23 protein-coding genes are annotated in these 21,021 nt (G+C 63.8%); 8 read left to right on the top strand and 15 right to left on the bottom strand.

Translation table 11 applies throughout. The features are described from left to right. Window positions 1–14: 14 nt before the first annotated feature. Both QO034_RS09775 and deoD read left to right on the top strand, forming a co-directional pair. A complete protein-coding gene (locus QO034_RS09775; RefSeq protein ID WP_284485338.1) occupies window positions 15–338 on the top strand; it encodes an H-NS histone family protein in 324 nt (107 codons plus the stop codon). Window positions 339–356: 18 nt separating this feature from the next. Then, complete coding sequence (gene deoD / locus QO034_RS09770; RefSeq protein ID WP_284485337.1) at window positions 357–1,070, top strand: purine-nucleoside phosphorylase; 714 nt, start codon at window positions 357–359, stop codon at window positions 1,068–1,070. A 5-nt stretch (window positions 1,071–1,075) separates the two neighbouring features. On the opposite strand, the gene QO034_RS09765 is transcribed toward deoD, so the two are convergent. From QO034_RS09765 to QO034_RS09700, 14 genes are all read right to left on the bottom strand, one after another. Beyond that, window positions 1,076–1,936: an urea carboxylase-associated family protein gene (locus QO034_RS09765; protein ID WP_284485336.1), complete on the bottom strand. Its 861-nt coding sequence runs from the start codon at window positions 1,934–1,936 to the stop codon at window positions 1,076–1,078. A gap of 85 nt (window positions 1,937–2,021) precedes the next feature. Beyond that, window positions 2,022–3,206 carry a type III PLP-dependent enzyme gene (locus tag QO034_RS09760; protein WP_284485335.1) on the bottom strand — a complete coding sequence of 395 codons (1,185 nt, stop codon included), beginning with the start codon at window positions 3,204–3,206 and terminating at the stop codon, window positions 2,022–2,024. 196 nt (window positions 3,207–3,402) lie between these two features. Then, window positions 3,403–3,618 (bottom strand): hypothetical protein, encoded by a 216-nt coding sequence (locus tag QO034_RS09755; protein WP_284485334.1) that lies wholly within the window; start codon window positions 3,616–3,618, stop codon window positions 3,403–3,405. A gap of 42 nt (window positions 3,619–3,660) precedes the next feature. Beyond that, window positions 3,661–3,813 carry a hypothetical protein gene (locus QO034_RS09750; protein ID WP_284485333.1) on the bottom strand — a complete coding sequence of 51 codons (153 nt, stop codon included), beginning with the start codon at window positions 3,811–3,813 and terminating at the stop codon, window positions 3,661–3,663. Between the two features lie 128 nt (window positions 3,814–3,941). Continuing rightward, window positions 3,942–4,721, bottom strand: coding sequence for a succinate dehydrogenase iron-sulfur subunit (locus tag QO034_RS09745; RefSeq protein WP_284485332.1), 780 nt, complete (start codon window positions 4,719–4,721; stop codon window positions 3,942–3,944). A gap of 64 nt (window positions 4,722–4,785) precedes the next feature. After that, window positions 4,786–5,589 (bottom strand): hypothetical protein, encoded by an 804-nt coding sequence (locus QO034_RS09740; RefSeq protein WP_284485331.1) that lies wholly within the window; start codon window positions 5,587–5,589, stop codon window positions 4,786–4,788. A gap of 34 nt (window positions 5,590–5,623) precedes the next feature. Then, the gene (gene sdhA, locus QO034_RS09735) at window positions 5,624–7,429 is read right to left on the bottom strand and encodes a succinate dehydrogenase flavoprotein subunit (protein ID WP_284485330.1); all 1,806 of its coding nucleotides are present in this window, start codon (window positions 7,427–7,429) and stop codon (window positions 5,624–5,626) included. A 24-nt stretch (window positions 7,430–7,453) separates the two neighbouring features. After that, on the bottom strand, window positions 7,454–7,825 hold the full coding sequence (gene sdhD, locus QO034_RS09730; protein ID WP_284485329.1) for a succinate dehydrogenase, hydrophobic membrane anchor protein: 372 nt from the start codon (window positions 7,823–7,825) through the stop codon (window positions 7,454–7,456). Window positions 7,826–7,837: 12 nt separating this feature from the next. Beyond that, a complete protein-coding gene (sdhC, locus tag QO034_RS09725; protein ID WP_284485328.1) occupies window positions 7,838–8,224 on the bottom strand; it encodes a succinate dehydrogenase, cytochrome b556 subunit in 387 nt (128 codons plus the stop codon). A 159-nt stretch (window positions 8,225–8,383) separates the two neighbouring features. Next, on the bottom strand, window positions 8,384–9,103 hold the full coding sequence (locus QO034_RS09720) for a DUF1194 domain-containing protein (protein WP_284485327.1): 720 nt from the start codon (window positions 9,101–9,103) through the stop codon (window positions 8,384–8,386). Between the two features lie 56 nt (window positions 9,104–9,159). Next, window positions 9,160–10,206: a MaoC family dehydratase gene (locus tag QO034_RS09715; RefSeq protein WP_284485326.1), complete on the bottom strand. Its 1,047-nt coding sequence runs from the start codon at window positions 10,204–10,206 to the stop codon at window positions 9,160–9,162. Continuing rightward, window positions 10,207–10,413 carry a DUF1737 domain-containing protein gene (locus QO034_RS09710; protein WP_284485325.1) on the bottom strand — a complete coding sequence of 69 codons (207 nt, stop codon included), beginning with the start codon at window positions 10,411–10,413 and terminating at the stop codon, window positions 10,207–10,209. 12 nt (window positions 10,414–10,425) lie between these two features. Further along, on the bottom strand, window positions 10,426–10,980 hold the full coding sequence (locus QO034_RS09705) for an NnrU family protein (protein WP_284485324.1): 555 nt from the start codon (window positions 10,978–10,980) through the stop codon (window positions 10,426–10,428). Window positions 10,981–10,986: 6 nt separating this feature from the next. Then, window positions 10,987–11,844, bottom strand: coding sequence for an HpcH/HpaI aldolase/citrate lyase family protein (locus QO034_RS09700; protein WP_284485323.1), 858 nt, complete (start codon window positions 11,842–11,844; stop codon window positions 10,987–10,989). A gap of 319 nt (window positions 11,845–12,163) precedes the next feature. On the opposite strand from QO034_RS09700, the gene QO034_RS09695 reads away from it, so the two are divergent. After that, window positions 12,164–12,481 (top strand): hypothetical protein, encoded by a 318-nt coding sequence (locus QO034_RS09695; RefSeq protein WP_284485322.1) that lies wholly within the window; start codon window positions 12,164–12,166, stop codon window positions 12,479–12,481. 195 nt (window positions 12,482–12,676) lie between these two features. On the opposite strand, the gene QO034_RS09690 is transcribed toward QO034_RS09695, so the two are convergent. Next, the gene (locus tag QO034_RS09690; RefSeq protein WP_284485397.1) at window positions 12,677–13,384 is read right to left on the bottom strand and encodes a sulfite exporter TauE/SafE family protein; all 708 of its coding nucleotides are present in this window, start codon (window positions 13,382–13,384) and stop codon (window positions 12,677–12,679) included. A gap of 208 nt (window positions 13,385–13,592) precedes the next feature. Here QO034_RS09690 and mdh point away from each other — a divergent pair, with 208 nt between their 5' ends. The 5 genes from mdh (at window position 13,593) to QO034_RS09665 (ending at window position 21,021) form a co-directional block, all read left to right on the top strand. Beyond that, a complete protein-coding gene (gene mdh, locus QO034_RS09685) occupies window positions 13,593–14,555 on the top strand; it encodes a malate dehydrogenase (protein WP_284485321.1) in 963 nt (320 codons plus the stop codon). Between the two features lie 309 nt (window positions 14,556–14,864). After that, a complete protein-coding gene (gene sucC / locus QO034_RS09680; RefSeq protein ID WP_284485320.1) occupies window positions 14,865–16,058 on the top strand; it encodes an ADP-forming succinate--CoA ligase subunit beta in 1,194 nt (397 codons plus the stop codon). 516 nt (window positions 16,059–16,574) lie between these two features. After that, window positions 16,575–17,456 (top strand): succinate--CoA ligase subunit alpha, encoded by an 882-nt coding sequence (sucD, locus tag QO034_RS09675; protein ID WP_284485319.1) that lies wholly within the window; start codon window positions 16,575–16,577, stop codon window positions 17,454–17,456. A 65-nt stretch (window positions 17,457–17,521) separates the two neighbouring features. Beyond that, window positions 17,522–18,064 (top strand): DUF805 domain-containing protein, encoded by a 543-nt coding sequence (locus tag QO034_RS09670; RefSeq protein WP_284485318.1) that lies wholly within the window; start codon window positions 17,522–17,524, stop codon window positions 18,062–18,064. Next, a complete protein-coding gene (locus QO034_RS09665) occupies window positions 18,061–21,021 on the top strand; it encodes a 2-oxoglutarate dehydrogenase E1 component (RefSeq protein WP_284485317.1) in 2,961 nt (986 codons plus the stop codon). Before QO034_RS09670 ends, QO034_RS09665 begins: the two co-directional genes overlap by 4 nt.

Here is a 21,021-nt window from a genome sequence, read left to right as displayed (position 1 = left end):
CATGGGAGAAAAGAATGGCGATTGATCTGAAAGCCATGTCACGCAAAGACCTGATGAAACTGAAAGAAGATGTAGCGAAAGCCCTCAAGGATGCCGAAGTGCGTGAACGGCAGGAAGCCTTGAGAGCGGCGGAAAGAGCCGCGGCGGAATACGGTTTTTCGCTGAACGAACTGTCCGGCGGCACTGGCAAGCTAGGAGCCTCGAAAGGCCCGAAAGCCGCGCCGAAATACCGGAATCCGGACAATCCTGAACAAACCTGGTCGGGCCGCGGTCGGAAGCCGCAATGGATTCACGATGCCATGGCCAAGGGAATTGATGTTTCCGATCTGGAAATCTGATTGGGGCAGAGACTTTAAATGACCATTCACATCGGTGCCGCTGTTGGCGACATCGCCGAAACGGTACTTTTGCCAGGCGATCCCTACCGCGCAAAATGGGCGGCGGAAGCATTCCTGAGGGATGTCACGCTCGTCAACGAGGTGCGTGGGATGCTGGGTTTCACCGGCACCTGGAAGGGCCACCGCGTCACCATCCAGGGCAGCGGCATGGGGATGCCATCGCTGTCGATCTACGTGAACGAACTGATCCGCGACTATGGCGTCAGGACGCTGATCCGGATCGGGTCCTGTGGCGGCATGCAGGATCACGTCGCGGTGCGCGACGTGATCCTAGCCATGACGGCCAGCACCGTAACCAACCCGTCACGAAGCATCTTCAAGGAGCTGAACTTCGCCCCATGTGCGGATTGGTCCCTGTTGCAGGCCGCCGCGAAGGCCGCGCAGGAAAAGGGGACGACAACCCACGTGGGCGGCATCTATTCATCGGATGTGTTCTACGACGAACGCCCCGATCTGAACGAACAGATGACCCGCCACGGGATCCTGGGCGTCGAGATGGAAGCGGCGGAGCTCTATACGCTGGCGGCCCGGCATGGCCGTCGCGCCCTCGCCGTCCTGACGGTTTCGGATCATCTTCTGACGGGCGAGGCACTGCCTTCGGACCAGCGCGAAACCAGTTTCGGCGAGATGGTGGAAATCGCCTTGTCTGCGGCGTTCGACGCCGCGGGCTGACAGGTTCAGCGCACGGGTCCGCGCCCGTGCGTCCGGTCATAGCCATTCGACGGCGGGCTGTGCCAGCCGGCCAAAGCCTCCGCCGTGGGCGTAAAGATTTCGACCCGCAGCGGATAGCAGGCCGCCGAGTCGCTGGAATGCTCCGAACTGCAATCGCCGCCCGGACAGGCGCTGAGCGCGCCAAGAAGGCCGATCTCGGCGAAGATCTCCAGATGGTCGCCGGGGCGCACCGGGCTGGCCTTCATGAAATACTGCCCGGTGTCGCGGGTGAAACCGGTGCACATGAACACGTTCAACACATCATGCACATGCGGTTCGGCCTCCGACAGGGACAGCTGGCGGTGATCGGCCAGCGCGCGGGTCAGATTCGAATGGCAGCAATGATGATACTGGCTGCCCGACAGCAGATTGCCCGTATAGGGATCGCAGCGGGTACCGATCACGTCGTGGACAGAACCGCCAAAGGCGTCGATGCCATACCAGTCCAGGGTATCGGCCGTGATGGTCGCCATCGGGCGCAGATGCGGGAAACTGCTCCACATCCGTTCCCCCGTCGTGAGATGCGTTCCGTGCAGTGCGCGGGTCTTGCCGGAATAGAAGCGCTCCGACAGGTCGGTTGCGTTCCAGAGGTTGAGATCGCCGACCTGGGCGCCCTCGGGCGCGCTGATCCGGAAGAACGATCCGGCGGGCACCTCGAAACACCGCGCGTCGCGGGGCGGCACGACAACCTCGTCCGTCTTTTCCGCCGCGCCGCGAAAATCCGCGTAAAGCGCAAGGTCAGGCCGTGGCAGGTTGTCGTCCGGATAGCAGATGACCGGCGGAACGGCGCGGCGGGCGTCGGCATCGGCGGGTGGATCAAATGGCATCTGGCGCACTCCTCGGCGATCCCGCGAACAGTGCGCCAGTGCAGCGGGTCAAGGCAAGCCCGACCCTGCCTCCTCCCTGGAGAAGTTAGATCACCACGATGTCCAGCGGCGGGAAGCCGTTGAAACCGATCGACGCGTAGGTCGACGTGTAGGCGCCGCAGTTGCGGATGATGAACCGGTCGCCGGACCGCAAGCCCAGCGGCAGCAAGACCGGGCGCTTTTCGTAAAGCACGTCGGCGCTGTCGCAGGACGGACCCGCCAGGATGCAGGGTCCGGTATCTTCGTGGTCCCGGTCCGTCAGGAACTGGTAGCGGATCGCTTCGTCCATGGTTTCCGCGAGACCCGAGAACTTGCCGATGTCCAGGTAGACCCAGCGATACATGTCGGCATCCGATTTCTTGCTGACCAGCAGCACCTCGGCGGCGATCATCCCGGCCTCGGCCACCAGGCCCCGGCCCGGTTCCGCCATGATCTGCGGCACGTCGCCAAAACGCTCGGCGATCAGCTCGATCACCTTCGCCGCATAGGGCGTCGGGGCCTCGATCGCTTCGCCATAAAACGCCGGGAAACCGCCGCCGATGTTCAGCAGCGTCAGGTCGTGCCCATGCGCGCGGGCGTCGTGCCAGATCTGCGCGACCTGGTCGAGCGTGGCGGTCCACATCTCGGCGCGGCGGGTCTGGCTGCCGACATGGAAGGAGAACCCGACCGGAGACAGGCCGAGCGACACCGCCATGTCCAGCAGCGCGATGGCCTTGTCACGCGCGCATCCGAACTTGCGCGACAGCGGCCAGTCGGCTTCCGACGCATCCACGATCAGGCGGATATAGACGCGCGCGCCAGGGGCATGCTCGGCGATCTTTTCCAGTTCTTCCTCGGCGTCTGCCGCGAACAGCGAAATTCCCGCATGATGCGCAAAGACGATGTCGGACGCACGTTTCACCGTGTTGCCGAAGGAAATGTGATCGGGCGACGCCCCGAGCGACAGGCAGAGTTCGATTTCGGCACGGCTGGCGGCATCGAAGCCCGAGCCGAGGTTCACCAGTTCCTCGATGATCTCACGCTGCGGGTTCGCCTTCACGGCGTAATGAATATGCGCACGGCCCAGGCCGGCCTTCAGGGCGCGATACTGGCGCGCGACGGCTTCGATATCCAGAACCAGCGTCGGACGATCGAAGCGGGCCGATTGCAGGAAGGTTTCAACACGGTTGACAGGCGTAACGGCGGGCGCAATACGTCCAGCCACCGACAAATCGGTTACGATAGCGTTCATGGTCATCTCCAACAGACTCGGCCATATATGACCGCTCAGTTCCAATCAGAGACGTTACCGTCGCTACGTAACCATGGGGGAGAACCCTTGGGACAGAGGCGCGTGCGTTGGCGTCTTATTCGCGCATATCGGGCCAAACGCGATTCCGATCAAGAGATAAATTGCGTAAGTTTCGAAATATTTTTCCGGGGGGGATTCAGCCCGGATTGCGTGGCGCTTGTGCCACGCATTGCCGCGGCGGCTGCCCGTCAGAGGTCTGCATCCGCCCGCCGCAGGCCACGCAATCGTAGTGACCGTCGCCTCGTGTGCGATTGGCCCGCCAGCGGCAGTGCCGGGTCAGGGTCGTGGTCCTGCGTCGCCAGTACAGGTAGGCGAGAACCGCGATCAGGAGCACAAGCAGAAGGATCGGCATCAGCGCGGACCGCCTTTGCCGACCCGAAGGTGCGGGACCGTCTCAGGCCGCCGAATAATAGGGAATGAGCACTCCGGGCGCCACATCCGCAACCGGCAGCCGGATCGGCTCCGGCGTATAATATGCATAGGCATGTTCAAGGATACTGAGCGCTTCGCGGGCCTTGGCGGAGGGCAGGATCGTTACATTCTTCATGGTCAACTCCGAGGTTTGAACACCTCCCTGACCGGAATATAGTCACCGCCCGTTCCGGTCGCACCCTGCGTTTCCACAAGCCCGTCATGCAACGGATGCAGCATAACGCAGGGTCAATCAACCGTGGGTCAGACGGTCCGTTCCAGCATCATCTTCTTGATCTCCGCAATGGCAAGCGCCGGGTTCAGGCCCTTGGGGCAGGTCTTGGCGCAATTCATGATAGTGTGGCAACGGTAAAGCTTGAACGGGTCTTCCAGGTCGTCCAGCCGTTCGCCGGTGGCCTCGTCGCGGCTGTCGATGATCCAGCGATAGGCATGCAGCAGCGCGGCCGGTCCGAGGTAACGATCACCGTTCCACCAGTAGGACGGGCAGGAGGTCGAGCACGAGGCGCACATGACGCATTCATAGAGCCCATCCAGCTTCTTGCGGTCCTCGATGGATTGCTTCCATTCCTTCGCCGGACGGTTGGTCTTGGTTTCCAGCCAGGGCATGATGCTGGCGTGCTGGGCATAGAAATGCGTGAGGTCGGGAATCAGGTCCTTGACCACTTCCATATGCGGCAGCGGATAGATCTTCACATCGCCCTTGATCTCGTCCAGCCCGTAGATGCAGGCCAGCGTGTTGATGCCGTCGATATTCATCGCGCAGGACCCGCAGATGCCCTCGCGGCAGGACCGGCGGAAGGTCAGGGTCGGGTCAATCTCGTTCTTGATCTTGATCAGCGCGTCCAGAACCATCGGCCCGCACTTGTCCATGTCGATGAAGTAGGTATCGACGCGCGGGTTCTTTCCGTCGTCCGGGTTCCAGCGATAGATCTGGAACTTGCGCACGTTGGTGGCCCCTTCGGGCTTGGGCCAGGTCTTGCCGGTGGTGATACGGCTGTTCTTGGGCAGGGTCAGTTGGACCATGTCGATGCCTCCTGAAAGATGGCGGCCCCTGAAAACAGGGACAGAACTGAAGGAAATGGGCGCGTCATGCCACGTTGGCCTTGAACAGGGATTGCCGGGACCCGACCAGATCGGCGACGGCCCGGCGCGCCCTGCGGTCGAGGTTCAGCCCGTTGATCTGGCGCAGGAATTCCAGCGCCCCGGCGTTCAGCGACGGGTTCCTGCGGCCCGTGATCGGGGTCAGCGCGGCGATCTCGGCGTCGCTCAACCCCGCGTGGCGCAGCAGCTGCCCGCCGGGCCGGGTTTCGTCGGCTTCGTCCTCAAGCCGGAACACCCGGCAGCGGTCCGCGCCCAGATGGGCGACCAGCCGGTCTTCAAGGTCGTTCCAAGTGCCGCAATCCGCCGTCTGATCAAGAAACTGGGCGCGGGTGCCGGAATACGCGTCCGACCGCACAGCCTGCCCGTAGACGCTGCGTTTCCAGTCGGCCATGTCACGGCTGTAGATCACGATCTCGGGCCGCATCGGAGCAAAGACCTCTTCCAGCACGGCCAGTATCGGTTCAATCCGCGGGTAAAGCGTGACCACGCCGCCGTTTCCCGGCATCGCGCCGCACAGGTTTTCATGGCTGATCAGGACCGGGGTTTCCCCGGCGGGCAAGCATTCGCGGACCTGCCGCGCCGCCCCGGCCAGCGCCGCACGGTTCTCAGGCGTCGGCAAGAGGCTGAAACGCGTCGCCGCGCGGCCAAGCGCCCGCATCGGCGAGCCCTTTACAGGCGTCAACACCGCAAGCCGCCCCGCGAGCCTGTCGGCGTTTTCCCCGAGAAACCGGTGCAGCGAGGTCGAGCCGGTCTTCTGCACACCAAGGTGGAGAACGAGCCGCCTGGACATCGGGTTTTCCGTTTCCTCCGCCACGCGCATGCCCTCAGAAGGTCCGCGCCTTGGGCGCGATCTTCTTCAGTTCGATGCCGCCTTCGGCCTCGGTGGTCAGCGGATCGACGACCACCGGGCGATAGGACAGCGCCACATCCTTGCCGTTGACCCGGCTGATCGTGTGGACGCGCCAGTTCTCGTCGTCGCGGGTGGCGAAATCCTCGTGCGCATGCGCGCCGCGGCTCTCGTGCCGCGCTTCGGCCCCGGCGATGGTGGCGAGCGCATTGGGCATGAGATTGGTCAGTTCCAACGTTTCCATCAGGTCGCTGTTCCAGACCAGGCTGCGGTCGGTCACCTTGAGATCCGCCAGCTTGGCGGCAATGGCGTCCATCTTCGCCACCCCTTCCGCCAGAGTCTTGGAGGTGCGGAACACCGCCGCGTCCGCCTGCATGGTCTTTTGCATCTCGAGCCGCAGTTCGGCGGTCGGGGTGCGGCCATCGGCGTTGCGCAGCGCATCGAAGCGGTCAAACGCCGCGTCCACCGAAGCCTGGTTCAGCACCGGGTTGGGCGCGTCGGCGTCCACCACCTTGCCGGCTCGGATCGCGGCGGCGCGGCCGAACACCACGAGGTCGATCAGCGAATTCGACCCGAGGCGGTTCGCGCCATGCACCGACGCGCAGCCCGCCTCGCCCACGGCCATCAAGCCAGGCACCACCGCGTTCTGGTCCTTCTCGGTCGGGTTCACGACCTCGCCCCAGTAATTCGTCGGAATGCCGCCCATGTTGTAATGCACGGTCGGCAGAACCGGGATCGGTTCCTTGGTCACGTCAACACCCGCGAAGATCTTGGCGCTTTCGGAAATGCCGGGCAGGCGTTCGTGCAGCGCCTCGGGCGGCAGGTGGGACAGGTTCAGGTGGATATGATCCCCCTCGGCCCCGACTCCGCGGCCCTCGCGGATTTCCATCGTCATCGAGCGGCTCACGTAGTCCCGCGGCGCAAGGTCCTTGTAGTTCGGCGCGTAACGCTCCATGAACCGCTCGCCCTCGGAATTGGTGAGGTATCCGCCCTCGCCCCGCGCGCCCTCGGTGATCAGGCAGCCGGAGCCGTAGATGCCGGTCGGGTGGAACTGCACGAATTCCATGTCCTGCAAAGGCAATCCGGCCCGCGCCACCATACCGCCGCCGTCGCCGGTGCAGGTATGGGCCGACGTGGCGCTGAAATAGGCCCGGCCATAACCGCCGGTCGCCAGCACAACCATCTTGGCGTTGAATACATGCATGGTGCCGTCATCGAGCTTCCAGCAGACGACGCCCTGGCATTGTCCGTCCCCGGACATGATCAGGTCGATGGCGAAATACTCGACGTAGAATTCCGCCTTCTGCTTCAGACTCTGCCCGTAGAGCGTGTGCAGGATTGCGTGGCCGGTGCGGTCGGCGGCGGCGCAGGTGCGCTGCACCGGCGGGCCTTCTCCGAACTCGGTGGTATGCCCCCCGAACGGACGCTGATAGATCTTGCCCTCTTCGGTGCGCGAAAACGGCACGCCGTAATGTTCCAGTTCATAAACCGCCTTGGGCGCCTCGCGGGCGAGATATTCCATCGCGTCGGTGTCGCCGAGCCAGTCGCTGCCCTTCACCGTGTCATACATGTGCCACTGCCAGTTGTCGGGGCCCATGTTCGACAGGGACGCCGCGATGCCGCCCTGCGCGGCCACGGTATGCGACCGGGTCGGGAAGACCTTGGTCACGCAGGCTGTGCGCAGGCCCTGTTCGGCCATGCCCAGGGTCGCGCGCAATCCGGCGCCCCCGGCGCCGACCACGACCACGTCGTATTCATGTGTTTCGTATTCGTAGGCAGCCATGATGTCAGCGTCTTTCGTTCCGGGTTAGAGCGCGATGCGCGCGATGGCAAACAGGCCGGTGGCCGCTGCGGCATAGGACAGGCAGATCACGCCGATGATCAGCACCTTCTGCGCAAGCCCATGCACGTAGTCCTCGATCAGCACCTGTGCGCCGTCGGCGAAATGCTTGAACCCGACGATCATCGTCAGGGCGCAGACAATGGCCGGAAACGGGCGCGAGAAATAGGCGATCACCTCCGCATGCGGTTTGCCCAGCATCGGACCGACCATGAAAACGAACAGCGGCACGAGGATCAGGAGCGCGACCGAACTGACCTTCATCGCCCAGAAATGGCCGGTTCCTGTCTTGGCGGACCCCAGCCCGACGGCGCGTTTGCGATCTGTGAGAAAAGACATCCTGATGCGTCCCTATGCTATGATGACCAAAGACAGGGCCGTCAGGACGAACGATCCGCCGACCACCGCGTAACCGAGCTTGTAGGCCGTGGGCAGGTCGAGCCCGACCGCGTTGTCCCAGATCAGGTGGCGTATCCCGGCCAGCAGGTGATACCACAATGCCCAGAGCGACGCCGCCATCACAAGGTCTCCGAGAAACGAGGTGATGAGCGCATCGGCGAAGGCGAAATATTCCGGAGAGGTCGCGGCGGCGAGAAACCACCACACGATCAAGAGCGACGCCAGAAGCAGCGCATTGCCGGTGATCCGCGTGAAGATCGACGAAATCGATGTCAGTTGCGGTCGATAGATCGTGAGATGTGGCGAAAGCGGGCGCTTGCCCTGATTGACACCGGCCATGACGGATCCTTCTTTCGAAAAACTCTGCGTTGGTTTTATACCTTTTTTTGCGGCTGTCACCCACAGTGCGACGGTTCAGGCGCGGTCTTTTGGCGCGGTTTCGCACAAATTCGACCCTGCGTGATCACAGTTTGACCCGCCGTGATCACACACGGGATGTCACCGCCGCCCAATGCGATTCGCCCCTGCTGCCGCTTCGATTTGCCCGCCCATGCCCGCCTGCGCGGACTGGCGGGTGACTTCGCGCAGCAGTTTGCGGCGGATACGATGGGGGTAATCGTCGAAGCTGCGGGCGGTCTCCACAAAAGCGCCTTCGCCGACGATCACGTTCTCGAAGAAATAGGCGGTGAGATCCGGTTCGCTGGCCTCTATGGCAATGGCGTTGACGGTTATTCCAGCCTGCCGCAGCCGGTCATGGACCGACAAGGGCGCCAGGCCTTCGTTGGATTGCCCGTCGCCGGACACGTCGATCAGCCGGCGCGCGCAATGGGCCACCTCGTCGAACGCGGGGATGGCAACGACCAGCGCTTCGCCAATCGCGGTGGAATAGTTGCGCCAGGCCCGCGGCGCATCGGCAATACGGTCCGAAAGCTCATCGAGCGCGGCAAAACCGTCGATGCGGGTCCAGGGCACCGTGATCTCCTGGCGCGACGATCCCGTCCATTGCAGCAAGAGAATTTCCGCCCGCGCCTGAACCAGCGCCTCGGCGATCACGCCATCGCGCAGGGCCGCGGCCAGGCCCTGCATCTGGATGCCGTATTCCTCCGCATCCACGGACCCCGACACATCGACTGCAAGAACCAGCGCCAGGTCGCAGGCGCGACCCGGAAACGGGAACGTCAGGACAATGGCCAGCAGCAGACTGCGCGGGAAATGCATTACACCAGCCTAGCAAAGGCGCGTATCGCCGCCTATCGCAAATCCGCCGGCCGCGATCAAACGGGCATCAGGGCCCAGTAATCCAGATCGAGCAGCACCTCGGGGCGGTATTTGCCGTCCTCGCCGCGCAACACGAACGGGGCATGCCCCTTGGTCGCGACAAGGCGCAGGCGGATCGCGCCGACGCCGGGGGCCGGGGTCTCGGCCTTGTCCAGCACCTCGGACCAGGCATAGACCGTGTCGCCCGACAGGCACGGGTTGGCATGTGCCCCCGCGTTCAACCCGGCCACAATCTGCGCGTTGGCGAGTCCGTTGAAAGACAGGGCGCGGGCCATCGAAATGACATGGCCGCCATAGATCAGGCGGCGTCCGTCGGGACGCGCGCCCACGTCGAAATGCACCTTGGCCGTGTTCTGCCAGAGCCGTGTCGCCATCATGTGCTCGGCTTCCTCGACGGTGACGCCATCCACATGGTCGATCCGTTCGCCTATTTCGTAGTCGCCCCAGCGGTGCGGCTCGCCCGCCAGCGTGAAATCGTAGCCAGTGAAATCCAGTCCCTCGGGGATCGCCAGGGTTTCCGGGTCCACCGCCTTGGCTAGGTCCGGGACCACCGGCTCGGGGGCCGGCGCATCGCCGTCGCGCTTGCGCACCATGACCCAGCGGACGTATTCCAGCACCACTTCGTCGCGTTGGTTGAGCCCACGGGTGCGCACCCAGACCACCCCGGTCTTGCCGTTGGAATTCTCCCTAACCCCGATCACCTCGGATTCAGAGCGCAGCGTGTCGCCGGGCCAGACAGGCTTGAGCCAGCGGCCTTCTGCATAGCCGAGATTGGCCACCGCGTTCAGCGACACGTCCGGCACCGTCTTGCCGAAGACGACGTGGAACGCTGCCATATCGTCCAGCGGGCTTGAAGGCAGGCCGCAGGACCGGGCGAATTCGTCCGACGAATAGAACGCATGCCGCGCCGGGTAGAGCGCATGGTATAGCGCCCGCTCCCCGCCCGACACGGTGCGCGGAACCGCATGGGTCAGAACATCGCCGACGGCGTAATCCTCGAAGAATCGTCCCGGATTGGTCTTGGCGACGGCCTGAACGGTCATTTACTGCTCTCCCAGTTTCATCTCCGGCGTGTAGTCCGCCGCCACGTCCTTGATGACGGCCTGCCCGCAGCGCATCGTGCCGGTCGCGGCGTCGAAGGTCTGCGTCGGCGAGCCGTAGAGCGACCAGCCCCTGGCCAGCGCGGCGCTGACCTTGTGGCAGAAGGCCGAAGTGTCCTCTTCGGACAGGAAGCGATAGATCGTCGCCATCGTTTCAGTTCCTTATTGCGGGAAGGGCCAGTAGCCCAGCCAGCCGTGAATCCAGCCGATCACGGCGAGCAGCACAACCGAGGCGACGAGGAACATCGCATCCTTGGCCAGCGTGCCCGGTTCACCCGGCGTCCAGTCGGGCTCGGCCCGGTTGATCGCGGCCACCTCGGCGACGCCCCAGAGCAGCAGCCCGCCGAACAGCAGGATCGAGGCGAGATCGCCATTGACCAGCAGATGCGCGACCGCCCAGGCCCGGAACCCCATCAGCATCGGGTGGCGCACCTTGTTCAGGATCAGCCCCTTTTTCCCGGCCGGACTCATCATGAAAATCGCGATCAGCACCAGCAGGTTGTTGATGTGGATCAGGAAGGCGGGCGGCATCCAGACATCGACATAGGGTGTCGCGCGGAAGCCGAAGATCATCAGCAGGACCGACACCACGAGCGCCGCCGTGACCGCGCCCTTGCCAGCGTCGCCCATCGCCGCGCGGCGCTCGGGCGCGATGCGCTTGAACAGATGCGCGGCCCACCACAGCGCCACGCCCAGAATGAGAAGAAACCAGCCCATATCGGCCTACCCCGCTTGCAAAGCCTCGATCATCTCCGCTTTTGCCAGCAATTCGCGGGCAGTTGCAACGTGCAGATTCTCGACAATCCTGCCATCGACTACCGCGACCCCCTGCCCCTGCGCCTCGGTTTCCTCGAACGCCGCAATCTGGCGGCGCGCCAGGTCGATCTCTTCCGGCGACGGCGCAAAGGCCCGGTTGGTGACGGCGACCTGCGCCGGGTGGATCAGGGACTTGCCGTCAAACCCCATGTCCCGACCCTGCGCGCATTCCAGTTCCAGCCCCGCGTCATCCTTGAAGGCGTTATAGACGCCGTCGATGATGATGACGCCCTCGGCCCTGGCCGCCAGCAGGCACAGGCCAAGCGACGTGACCAGCGGCGCCCGGTCCGGCCGGAACCGGCTGTTCAGTTCCTTCGCCAGATCGTTGGTGCCCAGAACGAATCCCGTGATCAGCGGATGCGCCGCGATGGCCGCCGCGTTCAGCATTCCGCGCGGGGTCTCCATCATCGCCCAGATCGGCTTGTCCCCGGTGATCGCGGCCAGCGCATCGACATCCTGAGGGCTGCCGACCTTCGGCAGCAGGATCACGTCGGCGTCCATGTCCCGCGCCGCCTCGGCGTCGGCATGGCCCCATTCGGTGTCCAGCCCGTTGATGCGCACGATGCGGACGCGGTTGCCATACCCGCCCTGCGCCAGGGCTTCCTTCAGAAGTCCGCGCGCGTTGGCCTTTTCCTCGGCGGTCACGGCATCTTCCAGGTCGAAGATGATTGCGTCCACCGGCAGGGTTTTCGCCTTGTCCAGCGCCCTCGGCTTGGACGCGGGAATATAAAGGACGGACCGATAAGGGCGGGCGCTGGAAGCCATGAGTCTCTCCGAAAGTCACAAAATTGCGCGGAAAGGGGCATTTTTATTCGGAAAATTCAAGCGCAAATCGCCGCAATGCAGCAATTTGCCGTGATTCCGGCGCGTCACCGGCCCACCGCGCGGGCCATTAACCAATTTTCAGCACCCGATCGGGCAGAGTTCACGGGCCAGTTCCGATCCAGGACGGCCGTTTCGGACAGGCCACCGGACTCACAGGCAACGGAACTGGCGGCGGACGAAAACCGGGCATGTCGGCCCGGCTTGCCCTTTCCCGGGCGGCCAGAACGGATCGGCAGACCGCAGTGAAAGGGTAAGACCCATGAACAAGGCATTGTTGAACATGACGATCGGGCTGGGTCTGATGACCCTTGCGGCACAACAGGTCGCGGCCCAGCAAAACCGGAACTGCGCCCCGCGCGAGGCCGTCATCGAACGGCTGGCCAGCGGCTACGGCGAAACCCGCCAGAGCATCGGGCTGGGCTCCCAGGGCGCGGTCGTGGAGATCTTCGCCTCCACCGAAACCGGCACCTGGACGATCACGGTCACGACGCCGAATGGCACGACCTGCCTCGTCGCCTCGGGCCAGTCGTTTGAACAATTGGCAGAGGCGCTGCCGCCCAAGGGCAACGACGCCTGAGGCGACGACTGACCGCGCGGGCTCCGCCCACGGCCCGCGCAACGCCCTGACGACGAATTCCGCCCTGTCCGGCCAACCGGGCAACGGCACTGCGGCTACGCCGCGACAGCGATGATACCGCCCATCCGATCCAGCGGTGTCCCAAGACCGCCTCCGGCCGATGTTTGCGCCGGCGCCGCGCGGGCCGGTCGCGGATCAGGTCAGCCCGTCCCAGATCAGTTTTCCGCCAGTCAGCGTGAGCAGCACGTAAGTGATCCCGAAGAAAAGGTTTTCCGGCACGATCCGATGCGCCCGGACCCCGCACCAGGTGCCGACCAGGGCAAACGGCGCCAGCGCGGCATTGGCCAGCAGCGTGTCCGCGGTGAACAACCCGAGAAACGCGTAGGGAACGAACTTCGCGATGTTGATCGCCCAGAAGATCAGCACTGTCGTCCCCTGGTATCGTGTCTTGGGCAATTTCCGCGACAACAGGTATACCGCCGCCGGCGGCCCGCCCGCGTGGCTGATGAAACTGGTGAACCCGGTCACGATACCCGACAGCAGCCCCGCCCAATCGGGCAGCCGCCTGGCGACGGGCCGGATCAGGCCGCTGCGCTGTCCGATCTGCCAGACCACGAAGGCCAGGGCAATCGCGCCGATCATCAGGCGCAGCAGGTCCGCATCCGCCACCCGGTAGAACAGGGCTCCGATCGCCACCCCCGGCACCCCGCCGAGGATCAGCAGGCGCGCGTCCGGCCAGTTCCACTTTCGCCAGTAGGGGCGCAGCGATGCGAGGTCGATCAGCATCAGCAGCGGCAGCATGATGCCCAGCGCCTGCCCCGGTTCCACGATCAGCGCCAGAATCGTGGCCGACGCAAAGGCCGCGCCCGACCCGAAACCGCCCTTGGACACGCCCGCGAACATCACGGCAGGCGCCGCCACCGCCAAAAATGCCAGGTTCAGTTCCAATTGCGCCGCGCCCCATAACCCGTTCCGCCCAAAGTGCTTTACCCTTTTACATCACGGCCCGCCAGCAGCGCCGCGCGATCACGCCGCAGCGCAGAACCCTTGCACGACAGACCGTTAAGCACTACGCAACCCGCAATTTTCATCGGATCGGAGACTAAATCCAATGGCCAGACCCAAGATCGCGCTGATCGGCGCAGGACAGATCGGCGGCACGCTCGCCCATCTCGCAGCGCTGAAGGAACTGGGCGACGTCGTCCTGTTCGACATCGCCGAAGGCACCCCCGAAGGCAAGGCGCTCGACATCGCCGAATCCGGCCCGTCCGAAGGCTTCGACGCCACCCTGTCCGGCACGCAATCCTATGCCGACATCGCCGGTGCCGATGTCTGCATCGTCACCGCCGGTGTGCCGCGCAAGCCGGGGATGAGCCGCGACGATCTGCTCGGCATCAACCTCAAGGTGATGAAATCGGTCGGCGAAGGCATCCGCGACCACGCGCCGGACGCTTTCGTGATCTGCATCACCAACCCGCTGGACGCGATGGTCTGGGCCCTGCGCGAATTCTCCGGCCTGCCGCATGAAAAGGTCTGCGGCATGGCCGGCGTTCTGGACAGCGCCCGCTTCCGCCATTTCCTGTCGGTCGAATTCGGCGTGTCCATGAAGGACGTCACCGCCTTCGTTCTGGGCGGCCACGGCGACACGATGGTGCCGCTGGCGCGCTATTCCACCGTCGCCGGCATCCCGTTACCGGACCTGGTCAAGATGGGCTGGACCACGCAGGAAAAACTCGATGGCATCATCCAGCGGACACGGGACGGCGGTGCCGAGATCGTCGGCCTCTTGAAGACCGGCAGCGCGTTTTACGCGCCCGCCACCAGCGCCATCGAAATGGCCGAAGCCTACCTCAAGGATCAGAAACGCGTCCTGCCCTGCGCCGCCTGGGTCGATGGCGCCTTCGGGCTGAAGGGCATGTATGTCGGCGTGCCGACGGTGATCGGCGCCGGCGGCATCGAGAAGGTCATCGACATCGACATGTCCAAGGACGAACAGGCGATGTTCGACAATTCGGTCAAGGCCGTCAAGGGCCTGGTCGAAGCCTGCAAGGCCATCGACAACACGCTGGCCTGACCGCCCGCGCGCGAACAATCGGAATGGCCGGCCGTTTGGCCGGCCATTTTCTTTTGGAGACCCGATCCGGCCCCCGCCCGGAATCGACTCGTCCCCGGCCCCGCGACACCCTTCTTTGCACCCGGAATCACGCGGCGCGGGATGTGATTCTCCAAGGGGCGTCCGGTTTTGTGATCACACATTTTCAAGCCGTGATCACAAATGTCGCTTTTCCTGCCAAAAACCGACCCTGCGTCAAAATATCGTTTAACGACGTGCTATACGCGTGCTTATACGCCGATTGATCACAGCTAGACGGGACAGCATTCGATGAATATCCACGAATATCAGGCCAAGGCCCTGCTTCGCTCCTATGGCGCTCCGGTGTCCGACGGACGCGTCGTTCTCAAGGCCGAAGACGCCAAGACGGCCGCAGGCGAAATGGACGGCCCGATCTGGGTGGTCAAGGCCCAGATCCACGCCGGCGGCCGCGGCAAGGGAAAGTTCAAGGAATCCGATGCCGGCGACAAGGGCGGCGTGCGCCTGACGAAATCCGTCGAGGAAGCCGCGCAGGAAGCCCGCAAGATGCTCGGCCGCACCCTCGTCACCCACCAGACCGGCCCGGCGGGCAAGCAGGTCAACCGCATCTACATCGAGGACGGCAGCGGCATCGAGACCGAGATGTATCTGGCCCTGCTGGTGGACCGGCAGACCAGCCGCATCAGCTTCGTCTGTTCGACCGAGGGCGGGATGGACATCGAGGAAGTCGCCGCCAGCACACCCGAGAAGATCCTCAGCTTCTCCGTCGATCCGGCCACCGGCTACCAGCCGTTCCATGGCCGCCGCATCGCCTTCATGCTGGGTCTTAGCGGCAAGCAGGTGAAGCAATGCGTCAGCCTGATGGGCACGCTCTACCGCATGTTCATCGAGAAGGACATGGAGATGCTGGAGATCAACCCCCTGATCGTCTCCGACGCGGGCGACCTGAAATGCCTCGACGCCAAGATGGGGTTCGACGGCAACGCGGTCTACCGCCATGCCGACATCGCCGAACTGCGCGACACGACCGAGGAAGACCCCAAGGAACTGGAAGCCTCCAAGTTCGACCTGAACTATATCGCGCTCGATGGCGAGATCGGCTGCATGGTGAACGGCGCCGGGCTCGCGATGGCGACCATGGACATCATCAAGCTCTACGGAGCGGAACCCGCAAACTTCCTCGACGTGGGCGGCGGCGCGACCAAGGAGAAAGTCACCGAGGCGTTCAAGATCATCACCTCCGACCCGAACGTGAAAGGCATCCTCGTCAATATCTTCGGCGGCATCATGCGCTGCGACGTCATCGCCGAAGGCGTGGTCGCTGCGGTGAAGGAGGTCGGCCTCAAGGTGCCGCTGGTGGTGCGTCTCGAAGGCACCAATGTCGAGAAGGGCAAGCAGATCATCAACGAAAGCGGCCTCGACGTCATTGCGGCGGACAACCTCAAGGACGGCGCCCAGAAGATCGTCAAGGCGGTGAAAGGATAAATGGCAACCGACACTCACAAAGAAACTGCGAATCTGGCTAAGACGCTCGCTGATAGGTCTGCCCTGGATCTCTCGGCGCATGCATCTGCGATTTGGCCAATTGACTTCTTGCGCTCATCCTCAATCGAAGCGGAGCGCATTTGCGAAATCGGAATGCAGTTCGCTGTGAATGCTCGACGGGTACTCGAACTGAACGGTGTTGACGCTGATTTAGGTGGGACTCTTTGGCCACCGTATGGTGAGGTTGGACCAATAGCGCCTCGGATCAAGGAAGCTCTACATGGAATGATCCACTCACGATCTTTGCAGGTTCAGTTCAGTCGCCATGACAAGAGTCCTTACGTGGATCAAGAGGGTTGGTCGGCGGTCTACTTTGTGTACCACACAGATCGCTATCCCAAAACATTCGCGCCGATTTATGGGCTAGCGCAGACGTATTTTAGACTGCAGATGAAGCTGTAAATCTCACTATTCTAAATCTTTGGCTCAGAGACCCAATCTAAACAGGAACCGAACATGGCCGTACTCATCGACGAAAACACCAAAGTCATCTGCCAAGGCCTCACCGGTAGCCAAGGCACCTTCCACACCGAACAGGCCATCGCCTATGGCACGAAAATGGTCGGCGGGGTGACACCGGGCAAGGGCGGCACGGAACATATCGGCCTGCCGGTTTTCAACTCGGTGCACGAGGCCCGCGCCGTAACCGGGGCCAACGCCACCGTGATCTACGTGCCGCCGCCCTTCGCCGCCGACAGCATCCTCGAAGCCATCGACGCCGAGATGGAGGTGATCGTGGCGATCACCGAAGGCATCCCGGTTCTGGACATGATGCGGGTCAAGCGGGCGCTCGAAGGCTCCAGCAGCCGGCTGATCGGCCCCAACTGCCCCGGCGTCATCACCCCCGATGCCTGCAAGATCGGCATCATGCCCGGCCATATCCACAAGCGCGGCTCCTGCGGCGTGGTCTCCCGCTCCGGCACGCTGACCTACGAGGCGGTCAAGCAGACCACCGATGTGGGGCTGGGGCAGTCCACCTGCGTCGGCATCGGCGGCGACCCGATCAAGGGCACCGAACATATCGACGTGCTGGAATGGTTCCTCGCCGATGACGAGACCACCAGCATCATCATGATCGGCGAGATCGGCGGCTCCGCCGAGGAAGAGGCGGCGCAGTTCCTCGCGGACGAGAAGAAAAAGGGCCGCTGGAAGCCGACCGCCGGTTTCATCGCCGGACGCACCGCCCCTCCGGGCCGCCGCATGGGCCACGCGGGCGCCATCGTCGCCGGCGGCAAAGGGGGTGCCGAGGACAAGATCGAGGCGATGAAATCCGCCGGCATCGTGGTCGCCGAAAGCCCCGCCGGGCTGGGCGAGGCGGTTCTGGAAGCCATCGGCTGACAGTGTACGCCGTCTGCCGGTTGCCGTCGGGCAATCGGCAAAGCGACCGTGGAGAAGGATGACAGATGAGTTTCACTGACGCCATAAAGACGTGTTTTTCCAAATACGTCACCTTCTCGGGGCGGGCCTCCCGCTCCGAATACTGGTATTTCTTCCTGTTCATCCTGATCGCCGATCTCGTCGCGGGCACCATCGACTGGACATTCTTTTCCACCGTGGTCAGCGTCGAAACCGCGACCGGCGGCGCGGTGGCCGGCACCTCGTCGCAACCGGTGACCGGCCTGGTCAATCTCGCGGTGTTCCTGCCGCATCTCGCCGTCGCCTGGCGGCGGATGCACGACACCGGGCGCAGCGGTCTTTACGCGCTGTTCCCGCTCCTGGTGATGCTCGGCGCCGGCGCGATCCTGCTCTTCGGCATCGGCCTGGCCGGGTCGTTCCAGCATGGCGGAACGCTCGACCGGCTGCTGACCGACGCGACGCTGCTGATCGTGATCCCGACGCTGATCGTGCTGCTGATCTCGCCGCTCCTGATGCTCTGGTGGCTGACCCGCCCCAGCCAGCCCGGCACCAACCCATACGGTCCCAATCCCCATGAGGTAACGTCATGACCGAACATTCGCCCAACGACCAGTTCCACGCCTCCAGCTTCATGCAGGGGCATAACGCGGAATATCTCGAACAGCTCTACGCGCAATATGCGGGCGACCCGAACGCGGTCGATGCCGCATGGGCGGAATTCTTCCGCGCCCTTGGCGATGCGGAACTGGACGTGAAGGCCGAGGCGCGCGGCCCCAGCTGGGCGCGCAGCGACTGGCCGCCGGTCCCCGCCGACGACCTGACCGCGGCGCTGACCGGCGAATGGCCCGAACCCGCCGCCGAAGCCAAAGCGGCGGGCAGGAAGATCGCGGGCAAGTCCGCCGCAGCCGGCGTCGCCCTGTCCGAAGACCAGATCAAGCGCGCCGTGCTGGACAGCATCCGCGCCCTGATGCTGATCCGCGCCTACCGGATTCGCGGCCATCTGGTGGCCGATCTGGACCCGCTCGGCATGCGCGACAAGACCCCGCACCCGGAACTCGACCCCAGGACCTACGGGTTCTCCGAAGCCGACATGGACCGGCCGATCTTCATCGACAACGTGCTCGGGCTTCAGATCGCGTCGATGCGCCAGATCGTCGAGATCGTCAAACGCACCTATTGCGGCACCTTCGCGCTGCAATACATGCACATTTCCAACCCGGAAGAGGCCGGCTGGCTCAAGGAACGGATCGAAGGCTTCGGCAAGGAAATCCAGTTCACCCGCGAAGGCCGCAAGGCGATCCTGAACAAGATGGTCGAGGCCGAGGGCTTCGAGAAGTTCCTGCACGTCAAGTATATGGGCACCAAGCGCTTCGGGCTCGACGGCGGCGAAAGCCTGATCCCGGCGATGGAACAGATCATCAAGCGCGGCGGCGCGCTGGGGGTCAAGGACATCATCATCGGCATGCCCCACCGGGGCCGCCTGTCGGTGCTGGCCAACGTGATGGCCAAGCCCTACCGCGCCATCTTCAACGAATTCCAGGGCGGCAGCTTCAAGCCCGAGGAGGTGGATGGTTCGGGTGACGTGAAATACCACCTCGGCGCCAGTTCGGACCGCGAATTCGACGGCAACTCCGTGCACCTCAGCCTGACCGCCAACCCCAGCCACCTTGAGGCCGTGAACCCGGTCGTTCTCGGCAAGGCCCGGGCCAAGCAGGACCAGAACAGCGACCAGACCCGCACCAGCGTCCTGCCGATCCTGCTGCACGGCGACGCGGCCTTCGCGGGCCAGGGCGTCGTGGCCGAATGCTTCGGCCTGTCGGGCCTGAAGGGCCACCGCACCGGCGGCACCATGCATATCGTGGTGAACAACCAGATCGGCTTCACCACCGCACCGCATTTCAGCCGCTCCAGCCCCTATCCGACAGATATCGCGCTGATGGTCGAGGCGCCGATCTTCCACGTCAACGGCGACGACCCCGAGGCGGTGGTGCACGCCGCCAAGGTGGCGACGGAATTCCGCCAGAAGTTCCACAAGGACGTGGTGATCGACATCTTCTGCTACCGCCGCTTCGGGCATAACGAAGGCGACGAGCCGATGTTCACCAACCCGATCATGTACAAGCGGATCAAGACCCACAAGACCACGCTCAGCCTCTATACCGAACGGCTGGTCGAGGACGGCCTGATCCCCGAAGGCGAGATCGAGGACATGAAGGCCGCCTTCCAGGCGCATCTGAACGAAGAGTTCGAAGCCGGCAAGAACTACAAGCCCAACAAGGCCGACTGGCTGGACGGGCGCTGGTCGCATCTGGACCGCAACAAGGAAGAATACGTGCGCGGCGAAACCGCCATCGCGCCGGACACCATGGCCGAGATCGGCACCGCCCTGACCCGCGTGCCTGACGGCTTCCCGATGCACCGCACCGTGGCGCGGCTGCTGGACTCCAAGTCGGAGATGTTCGCCACCGGCAACGGGTTCGACTGGGCGACGGGCGAGGCGCTGGCCTTCGGCTCGCTCCTGACCGAAGGCTACCCGGTGCGGCTGGCCGGACAGGACGCGACCCGCGGCACCTTCAGCCAGCGCCATTCCGGGCTGATCGACCAGAACACAGAGGAACGCTACTACCCGCTCAACCACGTCCGCGCCGGGCAGTCGCAATACGAAGTCATCGACTCCATGCTCAGCGAATACGCGGTGCTCGGCTTCGAATACGGCTATTCGCTGGCGGAACCCAACGCGCTCGTGCTCTGGGAAGCCCAGTTCGGTGACTTCGCCAACGGCGCGCAGATCATGTTCGACCAGTTCATCAGCTCGGGCGAAAGCAAGTGGCTGCGCATGTCGGGCCTCGTCTGCCTGCTGCCGCACGGCTATGAAGGCCAGGGGCCGGAACACTCCTCCGCCCGGCTGGAACGCTTCCTGCAAATGTGCGGCCAGGACAACTGGATCGTCGCCAACTGCACGACGCCGGCGAACTACTTCCACATCCTGCGCCGCCAGATCCACCGCAGCTTCCGCAAGCCGCTGATGCTGGTGACGCCGAAATCGCTCCTGCGCCACAAGCTCGCCATTTCCGCGGCCGAGGATTTCACCACCGGCTCCAGCTTCCACCGGGTGCTCTGGGATGACGCGGAAAAGGGCAATTCCGACACCAGTCTGGTCGCCGACAAGAAGATCAGGCGCGTGGTCATGTGCTCCGGCAAGGTCTATTTCGACCTGCTGGAAGAACGCGACGCCCGCGGCATCGACGATATCTACCTGCTGCGCATCGAACAGTTCTACCCCTTCCCGGCGCTCAGCCTGGTCAAGGAACTGGAACGCTTCAAGGGCGCGGAGATGATCTGGTGCCAGGAAGAACCCAAGAACCAGGGCGCCTGGACCTTCATCGAACCCAATATCGAATGGGTTCTGAACCGGATCAAGGCCAAGCACAAGCGCCCCGTCTATGCCGGGCGCGCCACCTCGGCCTCGCCCGCCACCGGCCTCGCCAGCCAGCACAAAGCCCAACAAGCCGCGCTCGTGAACGAAGCGCTGACCATCGAAGGATAA

The sequence above is a fragment of the Sedimentitalea xiamensis genome (assembly GCF_030164465.1).
GTDB lineage: Bacteria > Pseudomonadota > Alphaproteobacteria > Rhodobacterales > Rhodobacteraceae > Sedimentitalea > Sedimentitalea xiamensis.
This window is presented reverse-complemented; position numbering and strand designations above follow the sequence as displayed.

What these genes read in the sequence shown, in the direction of transcription:
- sdhA (WP_284485330.1), bottom strand. Translation starts at nt 7,429, where the DNA reads ATGGCTGCCTACGAATACGAAACACATGAATACGACGTGGTCGTGGTC.
- QO034_RS09705 (WP_284485324.1), bottom strand. Translation starts at nt 10,980, where the DNA reads ATGGGCTGGTTTCTTCTCATTCTGGGCGTGGCGCTGTGGTGGGCCGCG.
- QO034_RS09755 (WP_284485334.1), bottom strand. Translation starts at nt 3,618, where the DNA reads ATGCCGATCCTTCTGCTTGTGCTCCTGATCGCGGTTCTCGCCTACCTG.
- sdhD (WP_284485329.1), bottom strand. Translation starts at nt 7,825, where the DNA reads ATGTCTTTTCTCACAGATCGCAAACGCGCCGTCGGGCTGGGGTCCGCC.
- QO034_RS09700 (WP_284485323.1), bottom strand. Translation starts at nt 11,844, where the DNA reads ATGGCTTCCAGCGCCCGCCCTTATCGGTCCGTCCTTTATATTCCCGCG.
- sdhC (WP_284485328.1), bottom strand. Translation starts at nt 8,224, where the DNA reads ATGGCCGGTGTCAATCAGGGCAAGCGCCCGCTTTCGCCACATCTCACG.
- deoD (WP_284485337.1), top strand. Translation starts at nt 357, where the DNA reads ATGACCATTCACATCGGTGCCGCTGTTGGCGACATCGCCGAAACGGTA.
- QO034_RS09765 (WP_284485336.1), bottom strand. Translation starts at nt 1,936, where the DNA reads ATGCCATTTGATCCACCCGCCGATGCCGACGCCCGCCGCGCCGTTCCG.
- QO034_RS09665 (WP_284485317.1), top strand. Translation starts at nt 18,061, where the DNA reads ATGACCGAACATTCGCCCAACGACCAGTTCCACGCCTCCAGCTTCATG.
- QO034_RS09670 (WP_284485318.1), top strand. Translation starts at nt 17,522, where the DNA reads ATGAGTTTCACTGACGCCATAAAGACGTGTTTTTCCAAATACGTCACC.
- QO034_RS09715 (WP_284485326.1), bottom strand. Translation starts at nt 10,206, where the DNA reads ATGACCGTTCAGGCCGTCGCCAAGACCAATCCGGGACGATTCTTCGAG.
- QO034_RS09690 (WP_284485397.1), bottom strand. Translation starts at nt 13,384, where the DNA reads ATGTTCGCGGGCGTGTCCAAGGGCGGTTTCGGGTCGGGCGCGGCCTTT.
- mdh (WP_284485321.1), top strand. Translation starts at nt 13,593, where the DNA reads ATGGCCAGACCCAAGATCGCGCTGATCGGCGCAGGACAGATCGGCGGC.
- QO034_RS09720 (WP_284485327.1), bottom strand. Translation starts at nt 9,103, where the DNA reads ATGCATTTCCCGCGCAGTCTGCTGCTGGCCATTGTCCTGACGTTCCCG.
- QO034_RS09710 (WP_284485325.1), bottom strand. Translation starts at nt 10,413, where the DNA reads ATGGCGACGATCTATCGCTTCCTGTCCGAAGAGGACACTTCGGCCTTC.
- QO034_RS09760 (WP_284485335.1), bottom strand. Translation starts at nt 3,206, where the DNA reads ATGAACGCTATCGTAACCGATTTGTCGGTGGCTGGACGTATTGCGCCC.
- QO034_RS09750 (WP_284485333.1), bottom strand. Translation starts at nt 3,813, where the DNA reads ATGAAGAATGTAACGATCCTGCCCTCCGCCAAGGCCCGCGAAGCGCTC.
- QO034_RS09775 (WP_284485338.1), top strand. Translation starts at nt 15, where the DNA reads ATGGCGATTGATCTGAAAGCCATGTCACGCAAAGACCTGATGAAACTG.
- QO034_RS09740 (WP_284485331.1), bottom strand. Translation starts at nt 5,589, where the DNA reads ATGTCCAGGCGGCTCGTTCTCCACCTTGGTGTGCAGAAGACCGGCTCG.
- sucD (WP_284485319.1), top strand. Translation starts at nt 16,575, where the DNA reads ATGGCCGTACTCATCGACGAAAACACCAAAGTCATCTGCCAAGGCCTC.
- sucC (WP_284485320.1), top strand. Translation starts at nt 14,865, where the DNA reads ATGAATATCCACGAATATCAGGCCAAGGCCCTGCTTCGCTCCTATGGC.
- QO034_RS09695 (WP_284485322.1), top strand. Translation starts at nt 12,164, where the DNA reads ATGAACAAGGCATTGTTGAACATGACGATCGGGCTGGGTCTGATGACC.
- QO034_RS09745 (WP_284485332.1), bottom strand. Translation starts at nt 4,721, where the DNA reads ATGGTCCAACTGACCCTGCCCAAGAACAGCCGTATCACCACCGGCAAG.